Here is a 21,298-nt window from a genome sequence, read left to right on the forward strand (position 1 = left end):
CGGCGCCGTCATTCGGTCAGTGGGTCGCGGGCCCGTAGTCGCGTCTCGAGCGCGTCGAGCACATGCGTCACATCCGCGTCGAACTCCTCGGCCAGCATTTCCAGTAGAGCGGCGCCGATCAGCAGGAGCGTGGTGAAGACCACGGGGGCAATGGGTTCGGTCGCCTCGAGCAGGGGGCGGGTCCGGGGTGCTCCCCCGCGATGCCAGGCCTCGAGCAGGGCCAGCGCGCCCTGGAGGTAGATCGGCGGTTCCGGTCGGGCGCTCAGCGCGGGAACCGCCCGGTGCGCTGCCCGGCGGAGGATGTCGGGCATGGCCTCGGCGCCCGGGCCCATCACCTCCACCGCGCAACCGGCCAGGCGCAGAGCACCGTCGAGGTGACGCGGGGTGTAGCGCGCCGATTCTGGGATCTGGTCCCAGGGCAGACGCAGGATGTGCAGCAATTCGGCGGTGATCGCGGTCGACGATGGTGACTGCACCGGCACAGCGGACGAACCGGACATGTGATCGACACCGAGCATGATCTCGAGCCCGATCGCCGATGCCATGAGATCGCTGCGGTTGCCGCGAGATTCGCGACGATGGCGCCGATCCTCGACGAGCAACCAGCCGACCGTCTGCGCGTCGGCGGTTCGCAACAATTGCGCGTCGGCCTGCCAGCCGTTGGCGGTATCGCACCGCGACAGCGCGCAGACGAGATCGGCCATGACGTGGTTGCCGGTGACCAGCGTGGGCTGATGCCTGCGGCGGCGCGACACCACCGGAAGATCTCCCAGGCGGGCCGAGGGGGACACGAACGACATCGCGGTGAGCGCCGCCGCCGCCGTTCGCGCCGCGGCCACGGCGTCGGCGGAATTTGTGCGCAGCAGCGCGCGATGGATCGAGTCGGCCAGCGGCGCGAGACCGAACTCGGCATAGTGCAGCAACAGCCAGGCCAGCGGCATCTCGCCGAGGACCGGGCCGAGCCGTTCGTTCAGCTCGTACAGCAACGCGGCCGACTGCTCCGGCCGACGAGATCGTGGCGCGTCCCCGGTGAGGTCACGCCATTCCAGCAACGCCAGGTAATTCGGTAGCAACAGGTTATCGACCAGCTCGCTCACCTGAGCGATGACGAATTCGAAATCGAGTTCCGTCATGGTGGCGGGCCCGACCGAATTCCGCACGGGATTCCCGTCGAACGGATCGATACCTGATTCACCCAGCGCGAGATCGAACAACAACTCCGCGTTCCCGAGCCTGCCGACCACCCGACCGACAAAGGGAACCACCCCGCCGTCCTCGACGGCGGTCGCGGCGCCGAGAAGGCAATTCACCATCGCGCCTTCAGCTTTCGCGTGTGCGCAGAACCTTCGCAGCCGCTGGTGCATGGCGTCTTCGGCATCGAAACCCGTGCGCACGATCTCTTCGGCGATCATCACAATGGCCGCGTCGACGACATATTCGGGTCTGGCCCCGGCAACGTCGGAGGCAGACGCGGGGCCTGCGAAATAGAGCCGATCGCTGAAGGCATTGCCCATTCTTCGCCTCACACAACCTCCACTCGGATGCGCAGTGTTTCGTGCCCATGGACAGCCTTCCAGCAAATTGCTCGCAAGTCGCGGCTCACACCTCACAAGGCGATAACGGGATGAACACCACGCCGGCCGACCAGGCCGCCCGCGAGCCCCTCTGGCCGATCGAGACAGTATTTGCCCGAAATCGGGCAGGGATGTTGGCGATATCGATGTGGGCGAGGCAAGATCGTCCGGGTGAACGACGGGGTCCCGACCGAGCTGGTCCGCTATGTGGTGGCGTCCACCGGCCTAACCGAACGCGTGGCCGCCCGGGTCGTCGCCGACATCGTCGGCTACTTCGACGAGACCGCCGAGCAGTTCGTCCGCCGCAGGCATGCCGAGTTGCAGTCTCGCGAGATGCGCAACGCCGAGATCTGGCGGCGACTCGAAGCCGAGCTCGCCGAGCGTCCGGTCGCGGCCCCGCTGTTCACCGAACGGCAACTACGTCGCATCGTCTACGGGTAAGGGGTTCATCACGCCATGTGTGGAATCGTCGGATACATCGGTCATCGGCAAGCTGTCCCCGTGCTCCTCGAGGGCCTGCATCGACTCGAGTACCGCGGCTACGACTCAGCCGGTTTGGCACTGCCGCACCGCGGGAAGTCGCGGGTGTGCAAAACGCGAGGGCGGGTGCAGGACCTGCGAGACAAGGCCGACACCACCGTTCTACGCGGCACCGTCGGTATCGCGCACACCCGCTGGGCGACCCACGGCGAGCCCAGTGACGCCAACGCCCACCCGCACACCGACGTCAGCGGCCGTATCGCCGTGGTGCACAACGGCATCGTCGAGAACGCCGAACAGCTGAGGGCCGAGCTCACCGAGCTCGGGATCGAGCTGGCCTCGGAGACCGATACCGAGGTCATCGCTCACCTGGTCGCCCGCGAACTCGCGCACGTCGATTCCCTCGAGGAGGCCGTTCGCCTCGCGCTGCACCGAGTCCGGGGCACCTACGGACTGCTGGTGCTCGACGCGCGCAGGCCGACCGAGCTGGTGGTCGCTCGCAACGGCAGCCCGATCGTGCTCGGCGTCGGCGACGGCGAGATGTTCGTGGCCTCCGATGTCGCCGCCCTGGTCCACCACACCCAGCGCGTGGTCTTCCTCGACGACGGCGAGCTCGCGACGGTTCGCGACGGCGAGTTCCGCACCAGCACACTGGGAGTCGACTCCGAACAGACCGACAAGATCCCGACCACCATCGACATGGTGGCCGAGGACTACGCACTCGGTGGATTCCCCGACTTCATGCGCAAGGAGATCGCCGAACAGGGCGAGGCGGTCCGCAGGGCCCTGCGAGGCCGCCTGGACGACCGCTTCGCCACCGCCCACCTCGGCGGGTTGAACATGGACGCGCGCGAACTGCGCGGCATCAGCAAGGTCGTCTTCCTCGGGTGCGGTTCGGCCTACTACGCCGGCCAACTGGGCGCCCAGCTGATCGAGGAACTGGCCCGGATCCCCGCCACCGCGGAGCCGGCTTCGGAATTCCGCTACCGCAATCCGGTCGTCGATCCCGACGCGCTGTACGTCGCGATCAGCCAGTCCGGCGAAACCCTCGACACCCTGGCCGCGGTGCAGGAACTGCAGCGCAAGGGCGGTCGGGTCATCGGTGCCGTCAATGCCGTCGGCAGTGCGATCGCGCGCCAGTGCGGGGCAGGCGTGTTCCTGCACGCGGGCCCGGAGATCTCCGTCGCCTCGACCAAGGCATTGACCAACATGACCGTGTCGTTCACGATGCTGGCCCTGTTGCTCGGCCGGGTCCGCGATCTTTCCGCGGCGGACGGCCACCGGATCGTCGACGGACTGCGCGCACTGCCCGACGCCATCGATCAGGTCCTCACCGACGAAGACGCCATCGCCGAGATCGCGCACCGATACGCCAAGGCCCGCAGCATGTTCTTCATCGGACGGGTCCGGGGGTGGCCGGTTGCCCGCGAAGGCGCCCAGAAACTGAAGGAGGTCTCCTACGTGCACGCCGAGGCCTACCAGGCCTCCGAGCTCAAACATGGTCCGCTCGCCCTGATCGACCAGGAGATGCCGAGCGTGGTGATCGTTCCCGACGACGAACTGCTGGCCAAGAACCTCAGCACCATCGAACAGATCAAGGCCCGCGGCGGGCCCGTGATCGCCGTCACCAACGCCGACCTGCCACCGAACGTGGCCGACGAGGTGATCCGGATCCCCCGGGTCGCACCGGAATTGGACCCCATGCTGCTGACGATCCCCTTGCAGCTGCTGGCCTATCACACCGCCATCGCCCTCGGACGCGACGTCGACAAGCCGCGCAACCTCGCCAAGAGCGTCACGGTGGAATAGCCACCGCTCGCGTCGGGTTCGGAGCGCGGCGACAGATCGGCTGGCAGGATCGTGGGGGTGAACACCGCGAACCTCACCCGCTCCGAGACCGCCGCGCGATCGGCAGCGGTCACCGTCCGCGACTACAGCGTCGAGCTCGACCTGTCGCACGCCCAGGACCAGACCCGAGCCGGGTTCGCCACCACCACGACCGTCGTGTTCGACGCCACCGCCGAGCAGACGTGGCTCGACTTCATCGGCCTCTCGGTGGAATCGGTGACGGTGAACGGTGCGGACGTGGCAGTCGCGTACGACGGGGCCCGGATCACGGTCGGCGGCTTGGCCGAGACGAATGTCGTCGTCGTTCGTGGCACGGGCGCCTACAGCCGTTCGGGCGAGGGACTGCACCGGTTCCTCGATCCGGTCGACGGGCAGACCTACCTCTACACCCAGTACGAGCCCGCCGATGCGCGCCGGGTCTTCGCCTGCTTCGAGCAGCCGGACATGAAGGCGCCGTTCACGTTCGCGGTCACCGCCCCCGCCGCGTGGCAGGTCGTGTCGAATCGGCCGTTCGCGGCGATCCAGAACAACGGCCTGATCCAGAACGTCGCGTTCTCCCCCACCCTGCCCATCTCGACGTATATCACCGCGCTCGCGGCCGGGCCGTATCATCGCGTCGAATCCTCGTGGACGCGAGGCGAACTCACGATCCCGCTCGGGGTCTACTGCCGTGCCTCGCTGGCTCGCCACCTGGACGCGGACACGATCTTCGAGGTCACGAAGCAGGGGCTGGACTTCTTCGCCGCGCACTTCGACTACCCGTATCCGTGGGGTAAGTACGACCAGGTGTTCGTGCCCGAGTACAACCTGGGCGCGATGGAGAACCCCGGGCTGGTCACGTTCACCGAGGCCTATGTGTTCCGTGGTGCGGCCACCGCCGCGCAGTACGAGGGCCGGGCCAACACGATCCTGCACGAGATGGCGCACATGTGGTTCGGCGATCTGGTGACGATGGTGTGGTGGGACGACCTGTGGCTCAAGGAATCCTTCGCCGACTACATGGGCGCGCTCGCGAGTGCGGAGGCCACCGAGTGGACCGAGGCCTGGGTGGCGTTCGCGAACCGTCGCAAGGCCTGGGCATACCTGCAGGACCAACTGCCGACCACGCACCCGATCGTCGCCGACATCACCGACCTCGAGGCCGCCAAGCTCAACTTCGACGGCATCACCTACGCCAAGGGCGCCAGCGTGCTCAAGCAGTTGGTCGCCTATGTGGGCCGGGAGGAGTTCTTCTCGGGCGTGCGCCGGTACTTCCGGACGCACGCCTTCGCCAACACCACCCTCGACGACCTGCTGACGGAATTGTCGGCGGAGTCCGGTCGCGACCTGGCGGGCTGGGCGCGGGCCTGGTTGCAGACAACCGGGGTGTCCACGCTGACCCTCGAAGACGGTGAGATCGTGCAAACCGATCCGCGCCCACACCGGCTCGCCGTCGGCCTCTACGACTTCGATGCCGCGGGTGAGCTGGTAATTCGCGAACGCGTCGATCTCGACATCGTCGACGAACGCACGCCGATCGCCCTCCCACCTGCACCACTGCGACTGCTCAACGACGGCGATCTCACCTATGCGAAGGTTCGCCTGGACATGGATTCGCTTGCCACCGTGCAGAGTTCACTGGATCGGGTGAGCGACCCGCTGGCCCGCGGCCTGATCTGGTCGGCGCTGTGGAACGCCACCCGCGACGGCGAACTCGCCGCCGGTCGCTACCTGTCCATGGCACGCGATTTCGCGCCCGCCGAAACGAACATGGCGCTGCTCACCGCCGTCCTGGCGAACGCGTCTTTCACGATCGACCACTATCTGCCCGCCGCGGCGCGCGATCGCTGGAGGGGCGATTGGCTCGAAACATGCTGGGCCACACTGCATTTGTCAGCACCGGGCTCGGGTGCGCAGTTGGCGTGGGCGCGCGCGACGGCGGCCGCCGGCACCGTCGAGGGCAGCCGTGCCACCGACATTCGAGCGATCCTGCTCGGGCGGGCGCCGGAAGGTCTGGCCTTGGATCCCGATCTGCGCTGGGCGCTGTGGACGGCGCTGGCCGCCACCGACGCGGCGCAGGTCGGCGACCTGGACGCCGAACTCGAACGAGACAACACCGCATCGGGGCGCACCGCTCACCTGCGCGCACTCGCGGCGCGCCCGGACTCAGACGTCAAAGCCTCGGCATGGGCTCGCGCGCTCGACGACACCACCCTGACCAACGACCACCTCGACGCCATCATCGACGGAGTGCGCGCGGGCCGCCGTCGCGACCTGATCGCGCGCTACGACGACGCGTATTTCGCGAAGCTCCGCGCGGTGTGGGACCAGCGCAGCATCGAGATCGCCCGCCGCCTCGTGGTAGGGCTCTTTCCCGCCGCTGATGCACTCGAGGGGGTCGATCGGTGGCTCGCGGAGAATACGGATGCGCCGGGCGCTTTGCGCCGCTTGGTCATCGAACAGCGCGATCATCTTGCCCGTGACCTGCGCGTACGCGCCGTTAATTGATTTTGCCCATTTCGCAGCGATTCAAACATAAAATGGCGGAACCATCACTCTGTCAACCCCAGTCGACCAATAACGGTTTAATAACCACCGCGATGGTGAACCCTTGTTCTATGACCTTCTCACGTAATCGGACAACGAGTACGCCGAGCATGGATCTGACCAGCACCACCATCATGTTGGCCACCTGCGTGTTCTTCCTCTTCGGCCTGACTGCACTGACCGGATCGCTGCCCGCCGCACTGTTCGGCGCCGTCGGCCTGGGCGCGGGGATGCTGATGAGCTTCAGAATGCTCGGCCTGCACACACTTTAGGTTCACCTCCGCAGTACCCCGGAGAGCATTCGACGGCCAGGAGTTGATCCCCATGTCCAAGACCACCCACCCCCGGACCTATGAACACGCCGAGCCCTTGTTCGCGCACTGGGCGCTGACCGATCCTCGCAGCCCCGAACACAGCGCCCTGCGGGCACAGATCATCGAGGTCTGCCTCCCGCTCGCCGAGCACATCGCGCGCAAATACGCCGGCCGTGGCGAAATCTTCGACGATCTGCTCCAGACCGCACGCCTGGGCATGGTCATGGCGGTCGACCGCTACGACGTCACCACCGGATCACCGTTCCTGGGCTTCGCTGTCCCCACCATCATGGGCGAGGTACGCAGGCACTTCCGCGACCACATCTGGCCGCTGCACGTGCCGCGTCGCGAGAAGGAATTGCAGGGCAAGGTCAGGGCGGCGACCGAAGAGCTGAGCCGTCGGCTCCAGCGCTCCCCCACCGCTCAGGAACTCGCCACCGAACTCGATGTTCCGGTCACCGACATCGCCCGAACCCTGGTCGCGGCCAACGCGTTCCAGACGCGCAGTCTCGACACCCCCGCCCGCGACAACGACGGCGACCCCGGCATGACCGTGGCCGAGACCTTCGGCGCCGAAGACCCGCATTACCGCCTCACCGAAGACACGATCACCGTCGCGCCGCTGGTGGCGCAACTGTCCTCGGAAGAACAGCAATTGCTGATCTGGCGGTTCTACGACACCCTCACCCAGGGTGAGATCGCCGAACGCCTCGGCGTCTCCCAGATGAGCGTGTCGCGCAAGCTCACCAGGTTGTTGGGCGATCTGCGTACCCAGGCCGCCGACCAACCCGTACCCGCCGCCTGAATCTCGGCACGCCTGCCCTCCCACGGGGCGATGAGGGTGCATGCTTCGACCGACACCGTCCATTGACTATGACTCTGTCGGGCTGCACAGTTGAGGAAGCAGGAATCTCGCGCGTGTCGTGACAGCGCCCACCGAGTCGGTGCTGTTCACATGATGTATCTATGTGGTGCTCGCCGGCTGGAAGGGTGCGATGACGATGCGCGGTCGACGGAATCGACGGGACCGAGAGATTCGCGAGGTACGAGAGATCCGGGCCAGCCCGGCCCATCAGACCGCCAAGTTCCTGCTGTCGGTGCTGATGCTGGTCTGGTTCGGGGCCGGGCTGGTGGCGGCGATGCAGCGCGACTATTTCACCGACACCCCCGCCAACTGCGGCGATCTGGGCACCATCGGACTCACAGTGCTCGCGGGCCCGCTCAACTACATGGGAATGAACCCGCGGGTCGCCGAATGCCAGCTGCCGGAGCCGAGCCGATGAACTGATGTCGAGCGTGCGTCGCCCAGGGATTCGCCGACGCCGACATCGCGGCCGGATCGCGGTCGCAGTGTGCCCGCATCGGTTTGGGCGACGGCCGATCCGTCGTAGCCGTGTCGCCCCTGACTACGCTGGCTGGCGGCAGCCCGCGTACGGAGGTATACGGGGTACGTGCACCGATCGCGAGGAGAACTACCTATGTGGCCGTCCGACTGGCCCTCGTCCGCCCGCGCGATCGCGACCGCTGTCGAAGCCGCCGTCGCCGCGGCGCGGGCAGGCGACGAATCGGCGTTCAGCGCGACCACCGCGGACCTGTCCGAACTACCCGCTGACCAGGTCACCTCCGTGCTGGCGGCGATCGTGCGGGAACTACTCGAAACCGCGCATCCGGAGGGCCTCACCGGCGACGATGTGCGTGCCGTGCTGGAATCGGTGGTGCGACGATCGGCGTCGTGGCTTCCTCGGCTGGAGGTGGCCACGGTCGTCAGCGCGCTCACCGGGGCGCTCGGGATCGACGAGTCGGCCGAACCGGACCGCGGATGGGCGAACCCGCAACCCGCGGCGGTACTGCTGGTCGAGTACCTCGCCGAGCTGGCCCGTACACCGCCGCGTCAGTCCATTCACCGTGCCATCGGTGAGATCGCCAGGGCCGAAACGATCGAAATGCCCTGAGGCGCCGCGAAATCCACGACGTGCGCGGGCCGAACTCAGCGGCCTGCGACGGTGAGCCGGTAGTCGGCTTCGAGCAGCATCCAGCCGCTCAACTGCACCGAGAGATCACGGCTCAGATTGGCCGACGAAACAGCGGCCGCGTCCGCGAGTTGGAGGAACGTTCCCGGATCCTGTGGCACCGTGACCGCGCGGGACCAGTCCGTGCCGAACAACGGTAGTCCGTCCACCTCGGCGCGGTTTTCCCATGCCGCCCGCGCCGAGGCGTGCACGATATCCGCAGCGGCCGTGTTCCCCAGCGACAGAGCGGTTTCAGCGAGATATTTCGCGAGAATCCCCATGAAGAGCCCGGAGTCGTTTCCGGCGGCCGCGGCGATCACCTTCTCGTCGGTGAGCCCGCCCTCGACCGCGGCGACGAGGGCCGCCGCACGATGGTGGTGGTCCGATCCCCCTGTGCGCAGCGCCAATTCGGTTTCCAGGCCGATCGCCACGCCCTGGCAATAGGTGTGGACGGTTCGATCCACTCGCCCGCCGGGCTCGTGGACACCGTCGAATATCAGGCCGCTGTCACCGTCGCGCAGTCGGGTGTGCAGAAAGTCGGCGAGTCGGCCGGCTAGGGCGAGGTCGCCGAGACGGGCCATCGCGATGCCGGTCGGACCGATCGCGGGAGTGTTGAAGTAGTCGTCGCCGGACCGCCACGGCACCGCACCGACATCCGGGTTCCAGCCGTCGATCAGCGCGGCCCGCAGGTCCCCCACCGCGTCGTCGAATCGGACGCCGAGCAGTCGCTCCGCGCGTTCGAGCGCCAGCACCAGCCACGCCATGTCGTCGTAATACCGATTGGTCCACCCCGTGAGGTTGCGGGTTCGGATACCGCGCGCGAGCGCGGTGACCCGGTCGACGCGTTCGGGGGTGCGTGCGCGGTCCGCGGCGTCGACCGCACAGTCGAGCAGTTGCGCCTGCCACCAGTAGCACCACCGCCCGAACGACCGTTCCACCAGATCCGCGGGCCACACGAGGCCGCCCAACCGACGCTGCGGCAGCCCCCAGAGCGAACGCACATGCCGCTCCACGATGGCCCGTTCCGCCAGGTCCACCCGCGCCCCCGCCCCGAGGTCGGTGGCCTGCTTGGCGGTGATCGTCCCCGCCTGGAGCGGCTGTGCCACCGGAATCAACGCGATCGCCGCCCCAGCGGCACACAGCACGCTGCGCCGACTGAACCTCTGGTCGCGGCGATCCATCCGCTCGGGCTCCTCCTCTGGACAACGGCATCGACGCCGAATCTCCAGAGTCCCGTATCGGGATGGCCAAAGCTTGAACTGCTCCGGTGTGCCGCGAAAACGTTCAGCGCGACGGCCAGGAGCACGCCTACGGCTCGTCGGTCTCGGTTCCCGGGGAGAACGGCGAACTGAAACCCGCGACCCAGGCGAACGGCGCGGCCCCCGGATCGGCGCTTCGCTCGGCGGCCGCGGCGAACAGAGCGTTGTTCTGGGTCAATCGCACGACGGTGCGTTCGAGCGCGGGCAGGATATCGGTGATCGCGAGATCGCCGTGCGCGAAGCGCGCCAGCAGGGCGTAGACCATATTGGTCAGGACGAGTGCGAGATCAGCGGCGTAGTCCTCGTCGAGACTGGCGAACATCGACCCGACAGCGGGCAACACCGCGGCGAAACCCTGGGCGTCGAGTCGCTGCCCGCCGGGGCCGGACCGGGCGTGCGAGTAGGCGGCCAGCATCCGTGGGTGCCGCTCCCACGGCTCGAACACATAGCGGATCACCCGTATCAACACCGCGGCGAGCGATTCGTCGGCTCGCGGCGGGTCGAGTTCGGTGTAGGTGTTGGTGGCCATCCACTGCGCGACCGCCGCGATGACGAGCTCGTCCCGGGTGGGGTAGAGCTTGTAGACCGTGGTCAGCGAGACGTGGGCGATGCCGGCCACTCGGCGCAGCTGAACCGCGTCGTACCCCTCCGATTCGAGCAGCGACAGGGTGGTTTCGGTGATCTTGCGCGCGGGATCACCTTCGCCCTTTCTGGCCACCACATCACAGTAGTCCATCGGCTTGTCCTGCCGCCGAGGCAATTCGACCTCAGATCCGGGTGCCCACGTCCGCGGCGACGAGATTGTCCATGGCCCGCTCCGCGACCGCCGCGATGGTCATCGACGGGTTACACGCGGCGGCGTTGCCCGGCAACAACGCACCGTCGAGCACATAGAGGCCCGGCTGGTCATGGACGCGGCCGTCCAGGTCGCACACCGCGCCCATGCTCGCCCCACCGAGCGGATGCCAAGTCGAGGGGAACAGCGCATTGGTATCGAGCAGCATGCTGTCGGCTCCCGCGATACGACGTACCGAGGGCCCGATGTGATCGTCCTGGATGACCCGGTCGCCGTCGTGCGGCCAGTGCAGGATCGCGTCGTCGCGGTCGGCGTCGTAGGTGAACGCGCCGCGACTGTCACTGACGCCGTAACCGACGAGCATCGTGCTGGCCGCATCCAGCGACAGCGGTGGAATGGATGCCTGGACCACGGTGTGCGCGGCCGCCGGATCGTCCCAGTTCCTGCTGCCGTAGATCACCGGGCCACCTTGCGGCGCACCGAATTCCGCGTTGGGGTCGGACCACACGTAGATGCGGTCGGCGTTGGTCCCCCACCCCTGACCGAGCCCGTCCGGGAGATCGGGGATCAGCCCCTTGGCACCGGCCCGCACCAGCAGCCGGGTGGTGTTGACACTGCCGGCGGCCAGGATCACCGCTCCCGCGGTGAGCACCTTGTTCTCGACCACGACGCCTGCCGTGTCGAGCCGTTGCACGTGCACGGTCCAGCGGCCGTCGCGGGCGCGTTCGAGATCGGTCACCTCGTGCAGAGTCTGCACCCGGCACCGACCGGTCGCTTCGGCGGCGGCGACGTAGGTGACGTCGACAGAGTGTTTGCCGCCGTTGTTGACACCCATCGCACCGTCGCCGTTGGTGTAGGAGGCCTTCATCTCCCCGCGCAGCTCGGCCATCGCGAATTCCCAGTCGATGGGCATCGGGATCTTCGACAGCGGCATCCCGGCCGCGCGCACCCGGTCCGCGAAAACACGTGCGGCCCGGTAGTTTTCGCTGGCGATCAGTTCGTCCGGAGCTTCGGCCAGACCCAGCATCCGCGCCACTCGCGGATAGTGCACCCGGTCCATCCTCGCCCAGTCCAGCTCCTGCGGAAAGTGCGCGTTGAACACCGACTCGTCGGGCTGCAACGACATGCCCTGGTAGACCAGCGAACCGCCGCCCACACCGGCCGCGCACAGCGCGGTCATGTTCACACCCGGCACTGCCTCGATCAGCCCGGCGTACGGGTCGAAGGCGAGCGGTCTGCCGAACAGATTCGGGCTCGACCGGTACCACAGCAGCCGCTTGTCCGGGGCGGACGCACGCGGGAAGGTTTCGGCGTTCGGTCCGCTGGGCCAGCGCTGACCACGCTCCAGAACCGTCACCGTGACACCGGCCTGCGCCAACCGCAGCGCGCTGACGCCGCCGCCGAAGCCCGACCCGATCACCACCACTCGATGCTCTTCGAAGGTCAGCGGAATGTTGTTGGCCCGCAATGCGATCGGAGTCGGCGCGGTCGTAGGTCGGGCGCCGAGAAACATCCCGCTCGCGGTTGCGGCGGCAACCAGCATCGCGCGGCGTGAGATGGCTTTCACAACAGATCCTTGTTCAGTCGAAGCTACAGCCGGAAACCGGTGCGTCGGCGAGGCGATCGAGCAGGTAGCTGAACGCGTTGTCGGGTCCGAAACCGTCGATGATCTCCGGCCCGAAATGATTCGGAATGGTGGTTCCCGGCAGGATCGGCGGAAGATCGTTCGTGCGGAAGGTGACCGTCGCGCCCTTGCCACACCAGTCTTCGGCCAATCGGCGGGCCTGACCGTACGGAACGGTGTCGTCGTTGAGGCCGCTCGTGATCAGGACCGGAGTGGCCGGGGTGGAGTTTCCGACGCGCAGTTCCGCCAAGACAGGACCGGCTTCGGGCAGTTCGCCGAGATGGGCCGACAGCGGACGCCCGTCGCGGGTCAGCGACTCGGTTTTCAGGAAGGGGTGGTAGGTGATCACGTCAGCGATGCAGGAGTTGCTCAACGTCTCGAGCATGGCGCGTCCCGCCGGGCTGATGACCTGGTCGACCGCCCGCTGCAATTCGGGGTAGCGCGCGAGCATGCCGTTGACAGCGAACCCGATCGCACCCCCGATCAGCGCCCCGTCGATCTTTTCCAGGATCGCGGCCAGGTCGGCGACCGGTCCCCCGGCCCACGTGCCTTTGAGATTCAGCTCGGGCGCGTAGCTCGGCTGCATCTCCGCGGCGGCCGCGGTGGCGCCACCGCCTTGGGAGTAGCCCCAGAGCACGACCGGTGTCTCCGGTCCGACCCCGCCCAGATTGTTCGCGGCGCGAACACCGTCGAGAATCGCGTGCGCGCTGTCGAATCGATTGGCGTAGGTGTGCATTCCGGGTGTACCGAGGCCGATGTAGTCGGTCACCAGCACCCGCGCACCCAGCCCGCTCCATACCGTCGACGACGGCAGCTCTTGGTTCGCCGAGACCCCCAACGGTTCGGCGGACACCGACACCCCCGTCGAGAACGCCCTCGACATCGCGCAGCGGTCGGCCTGCCCCGACGTGCCCGGTCCGATGACCACCGTCGGAACCGGTCCCGGTCCGCGCCACGGACCCGTGGGCTCGATGAATGTCGCGCTCACCGCGACCGCGGACCCGTCCTGCAGTCGAGACGTGTACATCACGTGCTGTGCCCGGCCCGGCCACCCCTGCTCGGTGGGCGGTGTGACGAACAACGTCATCGGCTGGGTCTTGATGATCGCCCCCGGTTCCTGCGGAATCCGGTCCGGCGGCGTATAGAACGAGTCGATCGGATCGGCCGCGGCCTCCCGCGTCTGCGTCACCACGCCGCTCACCGCCGTCGCGGCGGCCAAGACCACCACCGCGAGGATGCGCGCGGCACCCGGCCGCATCCGTGCAAGACCCTGTCGCTTCATCGAGAACCTCTCAGTCGACACCACCGTCGGCATCGTCGCCGCAGTGATTCAGGCCGCCGGAGATGCAGATCATGATGCCTGTCACACCAGCGCCGACAGAGAGTAACACGGTTACTGACAGCGGACGACAGCGCGTGAGATGTCCCTGCCGCGCCAGGACTTCCTCTGTCCAGGTTCACGGAAGCTCGCACAACAGTTCGTCCCTTCCGCACGCCGCGATGGCAATCACGACCCGCGGTTCCGCGTAGCACGCACACACGTCCCGACAGGCCGCCGCGTCCAGGAGGGGTCGACAGGCGGCCGTGGATCAGTCCCGCCGCCCGGGGTATCGGGTCGCGTGTTCATCGGCGCGCGGGTCGCAGACCAGCTTCGAGGCGGGCTCGCAGAAGGTCATCACCGACCGGTCCTCGGCGTACCGGGGCCAGCCGGGGTCACCGTCGGTGGCGAAACCGATCCAGGCCGAGTGCATTTCGTCAGCTAGGCGCTGCGGTGGATTCGGGCCGGTGAGGCTGGTTGCCGCAGCCAGGGTGTCGAAGACGAAGGGAACCTCCAGTGCGTGTATCGCACCCAGGCCTTCGCGCCGCCAGCCGAATTCGTAGAGGTACGCGGGAGTCTCGACAGCAGCTTGGAGTTCGACGAGTTGCTTTGTCGGACCACGGAATACGGCGTCGGTAACCATCGCCGCCAACAGGTCTCCGGCGGTGGCCTCAGGGCGGTTGACCGCGTACGGCCTGATCGCCGAAGCACCGATACCGAAGCGCGCGAGGGCGAACGGCAGCGTGTCGACGGTGATCGCATCCTCGAGCCCGGTCGGTACCGTGAACAGCCGGAACTCCTCGGTGGTGTAGCCCGCGAGCAGGGCGATTCCGCGAGCCGAGCCCGCCGCTATCGCCTCGACCGGCACGACAGGAACAACATCTCCGTCCACGACGGGAAAAAAGCTCATGCCCGCGCCCGCGGTCAGCACCGAGGCACCGAAGCGTGCCGGGTCCGGGTAGCGGGCGAAGTCCGCGCGAAGCGCCTCCTGCGCGGCCAGCATCGCCGAGGGTGACACTGCCGCAAAGGCTTCCGCGGTTGCGGGTACGCCCAGCGCCTTGCCGAGTTCACCACTCAGCAGGCGGGCGTCCTCGACCGTTGCCGCCGTCTCGGGGTTGCCGCTCTGCATGATCGCGCGTCCGAACAGGCCGCGGGCCGCCGGCGAACCGAGCAGGGCGGCGATGCTCATCGCGCCCGCCGACTGGCCGAAAACAGTGACATTGTCGGGATCACCGCCGAATGCCCGGATGTTGTCGCGCACCCATGCCAACGCGAACAGCTGATCGAGCAGACCACGGTTGGCCGGTGCCCCGCCGAGTACCGCGAATCCTGGCGCGCCGAGCCGATAGTTGATCGACACGAGCACAACGCCGTGGCGGGCGAAACCGGCGCCGTCATAGGCCGGTACCGCATTGGCGCCGTGGACGAACGATCCACCGTGGATCCACACCATCACCGGCAGCCCGCCACCACCGGGCGTCCAGACGTTCACATTCAGCGATTCCAGACCTGTCACGAGGTGGGTGCCGAGAAGCTGTTCGATCCCGGGCGGATACGGACCCTGCAGGCAGGTGGGCCCGAGTGTGTCCGCGTCGCGCATCCCGTCCCAGTCCGCGACCCGTTCGGGCGCGCGGAACCGAGCCGGACCCGCCGGGGGCGCCGCATAAGGCACCCCCACAAACGCACTGACACCGTCGACTGTCCTACCCCGCACCTTGCCGCCGGTCACCTCCACCACCGGCCGGTCGACGCGCTTCACAGGTCGACCATGTCGTACTCGGCGACCCGGCCCACCCGCGATCGCCGGTGGACATCGAGATCGCCGAGCTTCTGCTCGACGGCGGCGAGTCGATCGCCGGTCAGTGCCAATTGCATTGTCGTTGTTCACTTTCTGCGCTGATGCCCATACGTCGGCCGATCGCCACACCGGCAACGCTGCCGGTGTTGTGCGCGGATGCCGGGTACCCGTCAGATATCCCGCCACGTGGAACTCACATGATCAAACGTTCCAGTTCGTCGGTCGACTTGTCAAGGCACTCGGCTTTTGTAGCTGCATTTTGCGCATTCTCGCTTTACTGTCAGTAAAGCAATGCTAGAACTTGTGGCGGTACAACGATGCCTAGGAGTGCTCATGTCTTCTCCCGCCCGAATCCCCACCCACCGCCGACGTCCCGGCGCCATGAAGCGGCTGGTCCTGGCCGCGACACTGGCGGGCGCGGCCGCTGCCGGCGCACCCGCCGCAGCGCAAGCCGCGCCGCCGTACCCCGTCCCGTACGGATTGATTCCCGGAATCGTCCACTTCGTCGACCGGGCCTCCCCGCCCGGAGCCAACGATTGGAACTGCCGACCGAGCGCCGAACATCCCGAGCCGGTGGTACTCGTACACGGCCTGACCGCCACGATGGCAGCCAACTGGACGACCATCTCGCCACTGCTGGCGAACAACGGGTATTGCGTGTTCGCCCTGAACTACGGGCTCGACCCGACCGCGCCGCCACCGCTGAACCTGATCCCGGGCACCAAGTCCATGCGGGATTCCTCAGCCGAGGAGCTCGCACCGTTCATCGACCGCGTGCTCGCCGCCACCGGGGCGCAGAAAGTGGATCTGGTCGGCCATTCCGAAGGCACCGTGATGCCACGCTGGTACATCAAGTACCTGGGCGGAGCCGCCAAAGTCGCCAAGTCGGTGAACCTGACCCCGCTCAACGACGGCACCAGGGCGGGTGGTCAGGCGCTGATCGCCCGTGCTCTCGACGCGCTCGGGGTATGGGACGACCTCCAACTCCGGTCGGAGGCCTTCGGATTCGGCGCGAGCCTGCAGATGACGAGTGGGTCGGACTACCTGAACGCGGTGAACGCCGGCGATGCCTACCCCGCCGATATCGACTACACCTTCATCATGACCCGGTGGGATCAGGTGGTGGCTCCGCACACCAGCGGCATGGGGCCGACGGCCCCGAACGTCAGCAATATCGTCGTGCAGGACCAGTGCCCCCTGGCGATCTTCGAGCACGCGGGCGCCGCCTCGGATCCGGTTGTCGCACAGCACGTTCTCAACGCGCTCGACCCGGCGAATCGAATGCCGGTCAACTGCTTCGCCCATCCCCGCAACGGCTGACGGTAGTCTGCTGCATCATGACCAGGTCCGATTCGGAGCCGGCCGACGTCCGGCCGCGCCGCCGCTCCACAGCGGTGCGGCCGTCCGACGACACTCTGCTCGACGGAGTGCTCTCGGTATTCGCCGCGCACGGCTTCGACAACGTCACCATGGAACAACTGGCCACCGCCGCCGAAACCTCCAAACCGACGCTGTACGCGCACTTCGGAACCAAGGACCAGCTTTTCGACGCGTGTGTACGCCGTGAGGCGATGAGCCTGCTGGAGTGGATGAGGGAAAGCTACCGGCGCGCACAGGGTTTCGACCTCGACCGGCACGTCGCGACGACAACACGGGCACTGTTCGACTTCGCCGCAACCCACCCCGAGGGCTTCCATGTGCTGTTCGGGGCGCCGACGGCGGGGCGCTCGCATGAACTGCGGACCGCCACGATCCAGTCGGTGGCCGACACCGTCGCCGAACTGATCCGGCACGAATACGGCGGCGCCGACCTGGAGTGGGGCGCCAGCGCCGACTTCTGCGCGGCGGCGGTCGCCGACATCGGGGTGCGCGGCGTGCAACAGGCGATCACCCAGCGCCTGGATTTCACCGCGGCCGCGAATCTGACGATCTCGCTCATCGTCGCCGCGATGCGCCACCTGGATCCGGCTACTGTGCGTGCGGTCGACCTCGGCGCGCGACCAGCCGGCCCCGCCGAGCCGCCCCTGTCCGGCGCACCCACCGCCTCGGATCGCGCACCACTGTCCGGCGATCGAGCACAGCCAGCCGTACCCCTGTCCCCCGTGGCGCCTCGCAGTGACGTGCTCGACACCGCGATCGGCATCTTCCTTCGCGGCGAACGGCTGGAATTGCACGCGGTGGCAACAGAACTCGGGATCAGTCGAACCACCATCTACCGCCGATTCGGCACCAGAGAAGAACTGCTCGGGGCCGCCATCGCCCGTCAGTTCGAGCACATGATCACCGCCATCGACAGTCGATGCACCAGCCGTGGTGCGCACCGAATCTCCGAAGTCTTCGATCGGGCCCTGCGCCGATTGGCCGCCGACCCGGCATTGCGCACCTACCTGCAGAACGAGGCACCGGCGGCCCTCCGACTGGTCACGCAGGCCGACGGGCCGGTGCACCGTGGCAGCGTCGCACTGGTCGAGCGACTCATCCAGCGCGCGCAGCTACACGACGGGTACCGCCCCCCGATCGACCGAACGACCCTGGCATTCGCCCTCGTCCGCCTCGGCGAGAGTTTCCTCTACAGCAATGCCGTCGCCGATACCGAAGGCGACATCGACCACCTACTCCGAGTGCAGACGGCCCTACTCGGCGTTGCCGCCCCCGTCGGCGGATCCTGAGCGCTGATCGACCCGATCGGCTAGGTGATGTCGTCGCGGTGCCGGGCCGCATCGAGTGCGGTGAATGCCGCCGCGGCGAGGATCATCAGCGCCGACACGAGCAGAGCCACATCGAGTCCGTGGTGGAACGCCGCTTTTCCGGCGTTGAGCACCTCGGAGACTTTCGACAGATATTTCAGGTACGGGCCGATGTCGACGCCCTCGGGTATTCGACCGATCTCCACGGCCTGGATGGCGTCGGGCTGCAACGTGGTGGGCAGACCCAACTCGTTCATGCGCGCCTTCAGGTCCGAGGACAGGAATCCACTCACCAACGCGCCGAGCACCGCTACGCCGAACGCCGAACCGACCTGGCGCATCGTATTGGTCACCGCGGCAGCCATTCCGGAGTGCTCGGCCGGCACCCCCGACAGCACCGCCGACGTCAGGGGCACCACCGCGATCCCGAAGCCGAAGCCCGCCACCGCCATCGCCGCCGACAGCGTGGGGTCGTGCAGTGTGCCGGCCAGCATGTGCCGAGTCAGCAGAATGCCGCCCGCACCGACCACGCAGCCCAGGATCATGGGAGTGCGGGCACCTCGCCTGGCCACCCAGTAGCCCGCCACCAGCGAACCGAGCACGATCGTGGCGGCCATCGGCGCGAAGACCGTGGCGGTGCGCGCACCCGAATACGATTGCATCACTTGCAAATACAGCGCGGTGAAGAAGAAGATCGAGAAGATGCCGAAGTAGACGGCGAAGGCGACCACCAGTGCGCTGCGCACAGCGGGCAGGCGCAGGTAGCGAAAGTCGAGCATGGGAGCGCGGACCCGCAATTCGACGGCGATGAAGGCGGCGAGCGCGAGAGCTCCGACCGCGAACAGCGCCAACACCGACGGCGCGGCGTAGCCCCGGTCCTGGCCGAGGGTCGCGGCGTAGATCAGCGATCCGAACGCGGTGGCGCCGAGTAGAGCTCCGGCCCAGTCGATCGGCTCAGGGCGTGGGTCCGCGCTTTCCGGGACCGACCACAGCGCCGCGATTAGCGCCACCGCCGCGATCACCAGGTTGAACCAGAAGATCGAGCGCCACCCGTACGCGTGCACCAGTACGCCGCCCAACACCGGCCCGGCTGCCAAGGCCAGCCCGGACACCGCCGCCCACACCCCGATCGCCTTCGCGCGCGTCCGGTCGTCCGGGAAGATGTGCCGAAGCACCGACAGCGTCCCGGGTTCCGACGCCGCCGCGCCGAGTCCCATGATCGCGCGGCCCGCGATGAGCATCGCGACACTGCTCGCCAGCGCCGAGACCACCGACCCGGCGCAGAAGATCACCAGCCCGACGATCATCACCCGTTTGCGACCCCACCGGTCCCCGAGCGAGCCACCGGCCAACATCAGACCGGCGAACACCACGGTGTAGGCGTTGACCACCCATTGCAACGCCGTCACGTCGGCGCTCAGATCACTGCGGATGTCCCCCAGCGCCACGCTGACGACCGTGGTGTCGAGGAAGGTCACAAAAACCACTACAGCGACTGCGGTCAGTGCGACACGCGGTCGCGCCGTCCCGCCCGGCGCATTGCCCATCGGTCTCACGGGCACAGGGTACTGGCGGGTTCATCGGGACGCCACACACGCGACAGCGCGGTCGGTGACGTCTGATCGACGCTCACCGGCGCGAGCGCCCGGGTGTGCGAGACTGAGTCGGTGAGCGATGCCGAAGCGGGCACTTATGTCGAGGCGGGCGAGTTCCGCCGCGACACCAACTACATCACCACGCGGATCACCGTCGACGGACGTGACGGTTATCCCGTGGAAGCCGGCCGGTACCGGCTCGTCGCGGCCAGAGCCTGTCCCTGGGCCAATCGAACGCTGATCGTGCGCAGGCTGCTCGGACTCGAGCCGGTACTGTCGCTGGGCCTGTGCGGACCCACCCATGACAAGCTCAGCTGGACCTTCGATCTGGACCCGGGCGAAGTCGATCCGGTCCTGGGCATCCACCATCTGCGCGACGCCTATCTGGCCCGGTTCCCCGACTATCCGAGGGGGATCACCGTGCCCGCGATGGTCGACATCGCGACCGGGCAGGTCGTCACCAACGACTACGCACAGCTGACCCTCGACTTCTCGTCCGAATGGACCGCGTTCCACCGGCCCGGCGCACCGCAGCTCTATCCCGAATCGCTGCGCCCACAGATCGACGAGATCAACCGAGAAGTCTTCCGCGACATCAACAACGGTGTCTACCGCTGTGGTTTCGCCGGCGATCAGGACGCGTACGACACTGCCTACGCTCGGCTTTTCGCCGCACTCGACCGGGTCACCGAGCGGCTGCGCACCCAGCGCTATCTGGTCGGCGACACGATCACCGAGGCCGACGTCCGGTTGTTCACCACACTTGCCCGCTTCGACCCCGTCTATCACGGCCATTTCAAGTGCAACCGCAGCAAACTCAGCGAGATGCCGGTGCTGTGGGCCTACGCCCGCGACCTGTTCCAGACCCCCGGGTTCGGCGACACCATCGACTTCGGGCAGATCAAGGAGCACTACTACGCCGTGCACCGCGACATCAACCCCACCGGGATCGTCCCCGCAGGGCCGGACCTGTCGAACTGGCTGACCCCGCATCATCGCGAGGAGCTGGGTGGACGGCCCTTCGGTGACGGAACTCCACCGCCTCCGCCCGCGTCGGCCGAACAGGTGCCCGCGATCGGGTGAGACCGTCGAGATTTCGATTGCTCGAGTGCGGCAACATTTTCCGCTGACCGCTGCGATCAGCGGTCTCTCGGACGCTCGATACGTTCCTCCGCTGGGTCGTTTCGACGGCCGACGCGGCCGATCAGGACCGCGAGCACGACCAGCGCGGTCAAGATCAGTGCGTGAGCGGCGAACAGCGCCAGCATGGGAAGTGCGAAGCCCTCGTCGGTGAGCTCGCCACGGTCGCCGACGCAGTACAGCGTGTAGTTGGTCGAGGTCCCCTCGGAGTCGTGGAACGTGTCCGAGACGACCACGGGTTCGGTGGCCGGGGGTGAACAGAACAGGGGTGCGGTGAGTTTCGCTTCGCCGGGCCAGACCACAACGGCCACGAAGAGAGTGAGAAAGGCA

The 21,298-nt window shown here is 67.4% G+C and carries 18 protein-coding genes; 10 read left to right on the forward strand and 8 right to left on the reverse strand.

Annotated elements, in window-relative coordinates; translation table 11 throughout:
* Nucleotides 1-8: 8 nt before the first annotated feature.
* Nucleotides 9-1,526 carry a hypothetical protein gene (locus ACFWUR_RS14265; protein WP_378906724.1) on the reverse strand — a complete coding sequence of 506 codons (1,518 nt, stop codon included), beginning with the start codon at nt 1,524-1,526 and terminating at the stop codon, nt 9-11.
* 219 nt (nt 1,527-1,745) lie between these two features.
* Between ACFWUR_RS14265 and ACFWUR_RS14270 the strand changes: the two genes are divergently transcribed.
* The 7 genes from ACFWUR_RS14270 (at nt 1,746) to ACFWUR_RS14300 (ending at nt 8,694) form a co-directional block, all read left to right on the forward strand.
* The gene (locus ACFWUR_RS14270) at nt 1,746-2,015 is read left to right on the forward strand and encodes a hypothetical protein (RefSeq protein ID WP_378906726.1); all 270 of its coding nucleotides are present in this window, start codon (nt 1,746-1,748) and stop codon (nt 2,013-2,015) included.
* A 15-nt stretch (nt 2,016-2,030) separates the two neighbouring features.
* Complete coding sequence (gene glmS / locus ACFWUR_RS14275; protein ID WP_378906728.1) at nt 2,031-3,863, forward strand: glutamine--fructose-6-phosphate transaminase (isomerizing); 1,833 nt, start codon at nt 2,031-2,033, stop codon at nt 3,861-3,863.
* A 57-nt stretch (nt 3,864-3,920) separates the two neighbouring features.
* Nucleotides 3,921-6,389, forward strand: a complete 2,469-nt coding sequence (gene pepN / locus ACFWUR_RS14280; RefSeq protein ID WP_378906730.1) for an aminopeptidase N — start codon at nt 3,921-3,923, stop codon at nt 6,387-6,389.
* 110 nt (nt 6,390-6,499) lie between these two features.
* Nucleotides 6,500-6,700 carry a hypothetical protein gene (locus ACFWUR_RS14285; RefSeq protein WP_378906732.1) on the forward strand — a complete coding sequence of 67 codons (201 nt, stop codon included), beginning with the start codon at nt 6,500-6,502 and terminating at the stop codon, nt 6,698-6,700.
* A 52-nt stretch (nt 6,701-6,752) separates the two neighbouring features.
* On the forward strand, nt 6,753-7,547 hold the full coding sequence (locus ACFWUR_RS14290) for a SigB/SigF/SigG family RNA polymerase sigma factor (protein WP_378906734.1): 795 nt from the start codon (nt 6,753-6,755) through the stop codon (nt 7,545-7,547).
* A 196-nt stretch (nt 7,548-7,743) separates the two neighbouring features.
* Nucleotides 7,744-8,025 (forward strand): hypothetical protein, encoded by a 282-nt coding sequence (locus tag ACFWUR_RS14295; protein WP_378906736.1) that lies wholly within the window; start codon nt 7,744-7,746, stop codon nt 8,023-8,025.
* 195 nt (nt 8,026-8,220) lie between these two features.
* Nucleotides 8,221-8,694: a hypothetical protein gene (locus ACFWUR_RS14300; protein WP_378906738.1), complete on the forward strand. Its 474-nt coding sequence runs from the start codon at nt 8,221-8,223 to the stop codon at nt 8,692-8,694.
* Between the two features lie 35 nt (nt 8,695-8,729).
* Here ACFWUR_RS14300 and ACFWUR_RS14305 read toward each other — a convergent pair whose 3' ends face one another.
* From ACFWUR_RS14305 to ACFWUR_RS14325, 5 genes are all read right to left on the reverse strand, one after another.
* The gene (locus tag ACFWUR_RS14305) at nt 8,730-9,932 is read right to left on the reverse strand and encodes a glycoside hydrolase family 76 protein (RefSeq protein WP_378906740.1); all 1,203 of its coding nucleotides are present in this window, start codon (nt 9,930-9,932) and stop codon (nt 8,730-8,732) included.
* A 127-nt stretch (nt 9,933-10,059) separates the two neighbouring features.
* A complete protein-coding gene (locus tag ACFWUR_RS14310) occupies nt 10,060-10,728 on the reverse strand; it encodes a TetR family transcriptional regulator (protein ID WP_378906742.1) in 669 nt (222 codons plus the stop codon).
* Nucleotides 10,729-10,777: 49 nt separating this feature from the next.
* Nucleotides 10,778-12,373 (reverse strand): GMC oxidoreductase, encoded by a 1,596-nt coding sequence (locus tag ACFWUR_RS14315; protein WP_378906744.1) that lies wholly within the window; start codon nt 12,371-12,373, stop codon nt 10,778-10,780.
* A 13-nt stretch (nt 12,374-12,386) separates the two neighbouring features.
* Complete coding sequence (locus ACFWUR_RS14320; RefSeq protein WP_378906746.1) at nt 12,387-13,712, reverse strand: lipase family protein; 1,326 nt, start codon at nt 13,710-13,712, stop codon at nt 12,387-12,389.
* A 307-nt stretch (nt 13,713-14,019) separates the two neighbouring features.
* The gene (locus ACFWUR_RS14325) at nt 14,020-15,507 is read right to left on the reverse strand and encodes a carboxylesterase/lipase family protein (RefSeq protein ID WP_378906748.1); all 1,488 of its coding nucleotides are present in this window, start codon (nt 15,505-15,507) and stop codon (nt 14,020-14,022) included.
* Between the two features lie 372 nt (nt 15,508-15,879).
* Here ACFWUR_RS14325 and ACFWUR_RS14330 point away from each other — a divergent pair, with 372 nt between their 5' ends.
* Both ACFWUR_RS14330 and ACFWUR_RS14335 read left to right on the forward strand, forming a co-directional pair.
* Nucleotides 15,880-16,866 carry a lipase family alpha/beta hydrolase gene (locus ACFWUR_RS14330; RefSeq protein WP_378906751.1) on the forward strand — a complete coding sequence of 329 codons (987 nt, stop codon included), beginning with the start codon at nt 15,880-15,882 and terminating at the stop codon, nt 16,864-16,866.
* Between the two features lie 17 nt (nt 16,867-16,883).
* Nucleotides 16,884-18,215: a QsdR family transcriptional regulator gene (locus ACFWUR_RS14335; RefSeq protein WP_378906753.1), complete on the forward strand. Its 1,332-nt coding sequence runs from the start codon at nt 16,884-16,886 to the stop codon at nt 18,213-18,215.
* A gap of 20 nt (nt 18,216-18,235) precedes the next feature.
* Here the strand turns inward: ACFWUR_RS14335 and ACFWUR_RS14340 are convergent, their stop codons facing one another.
* Nucleotides 18,236-19,720, reverse strand: coding sequence for an MFS transporter (locus tag ACFWUR_RS14340; protein WP_378906755.1), 1,485 nt, complete (start codon nt 19,718-19,720; stop codon nt 18,236-18,238).
* Between the two features lie 180 nt (nt 19,721-19,900).
* Between ACFWUR_RS14340 and ACFWUR_RS14345 the strand changes: the two genes are divergently transcribed.
* Nucleotides 19,901-20,911, forward strand: coding sequence for a glutathione S-transferase family protein (locus ACFWUR_RS14345; RefSeq protein ID WP_378906757.1), 1,011 nt, complete (start codon nt 19,901-19,903; stop codon nt 20,909-20,911).
* Between the two features lie 56 nt (nt 20,912-20,967).
* Here ACFWUR_RS14345 and ACFWUR_RS14350 read toward each other — a convergent pair whose 3' ends face one another.
* Nucleotides 20,968-21,279 (reverse strand): hypothetical protein, encoded by a 312-nt coding sequence (locus ACFWUR_RS14350; RefSeq protein WP_378906759.1) that lies wholly within the window; start codon nt 21,277-21,279, stop codon nt 20,968-20,970.
* Nucleotides 21,280-21,298 lie beyond the last annotated feature (19 nt).

Source organism: Nocardia sp. NPDC058633 (assembly GCF_042717045.1).
Taxonomy (GTDB): domain Bacteria; phylum Actinomycetota; class Actinomycetes; order Mycobacteriales; family Mycobacteriaceae; genus Nocardia.

What these genes read in the sequence shown, in the direction of transcription:
- glmS (WP_378906728.1), top strand. Translation starts at nt 2,031, where the DNA reads ATGTGTGGAATCGTCGGATACATCGGTCATCGGCAAGCTGTCCCCGTG.
- ACFWUR_RS14285 (WP_378906732.1), top strand. Translation starts at nt 6,500, where the DNA reads ATGACCTTCTCACGTAATCGGACAACGAGTACGCCGAGCATGGATCTG.
- ACFWUR_RS14290 (WP_378906734.1), top strand. Translation starts at nt 6,753, where the DNA reads ATGTCCAAGACCACCCACCCCCGGACCTATGAACACGCCGAGCCCTTG.
- ACFWUR_RS14295 (WP_378906736.1), top strand. Translation starts at nt 7,744, where the DNA reads ATGCGCGGTCGACGGAATCGACGGGACCGAGAGATTCGCGAGGTACGA.
- ACFWUR_RS14300 (WP_378906738.1), top strand. Translation starts at nt 8,221, where the DNA reads ATGTGGCCGTCCGACTGGCCCTCGTCCGCCCGCGCGATCGCGACCGCT.
- ACFWUR_RS14305 (WP_378906740.1), bottom strand. Translation starts at nt 9,932, where the DNA reads ATGGATCGCCGCGACCAGAGGTTCAGTCGGCGCAGCGTGCTGTGTGCC.
- ACFWUR_RS14320 (WP_378906746.1), bottom strand. Translation starts at nt 13,712, where the DNA reads ATGAAGCGACAGGGTCTTGCACGGATGCGGCCGGGTGCCGCGCGCATC.
- ACFWUR_RS14330 (WP_378906751.1), top strand. Translation starts at nt 15,880, where the DNA reads ATGTCTTCTCCCGCCCGAATCCCCACCCACCGCCGACGTCCCGGCGCC.
- ACFWUR_RS14335 (WP_378906753.1), top strand. Translation starts at nt 16,884, where the DNA reads ATGACCAGGTCCGATTCGGAGCCGGCCGACGTCCGGCCGCGCCGCCGC.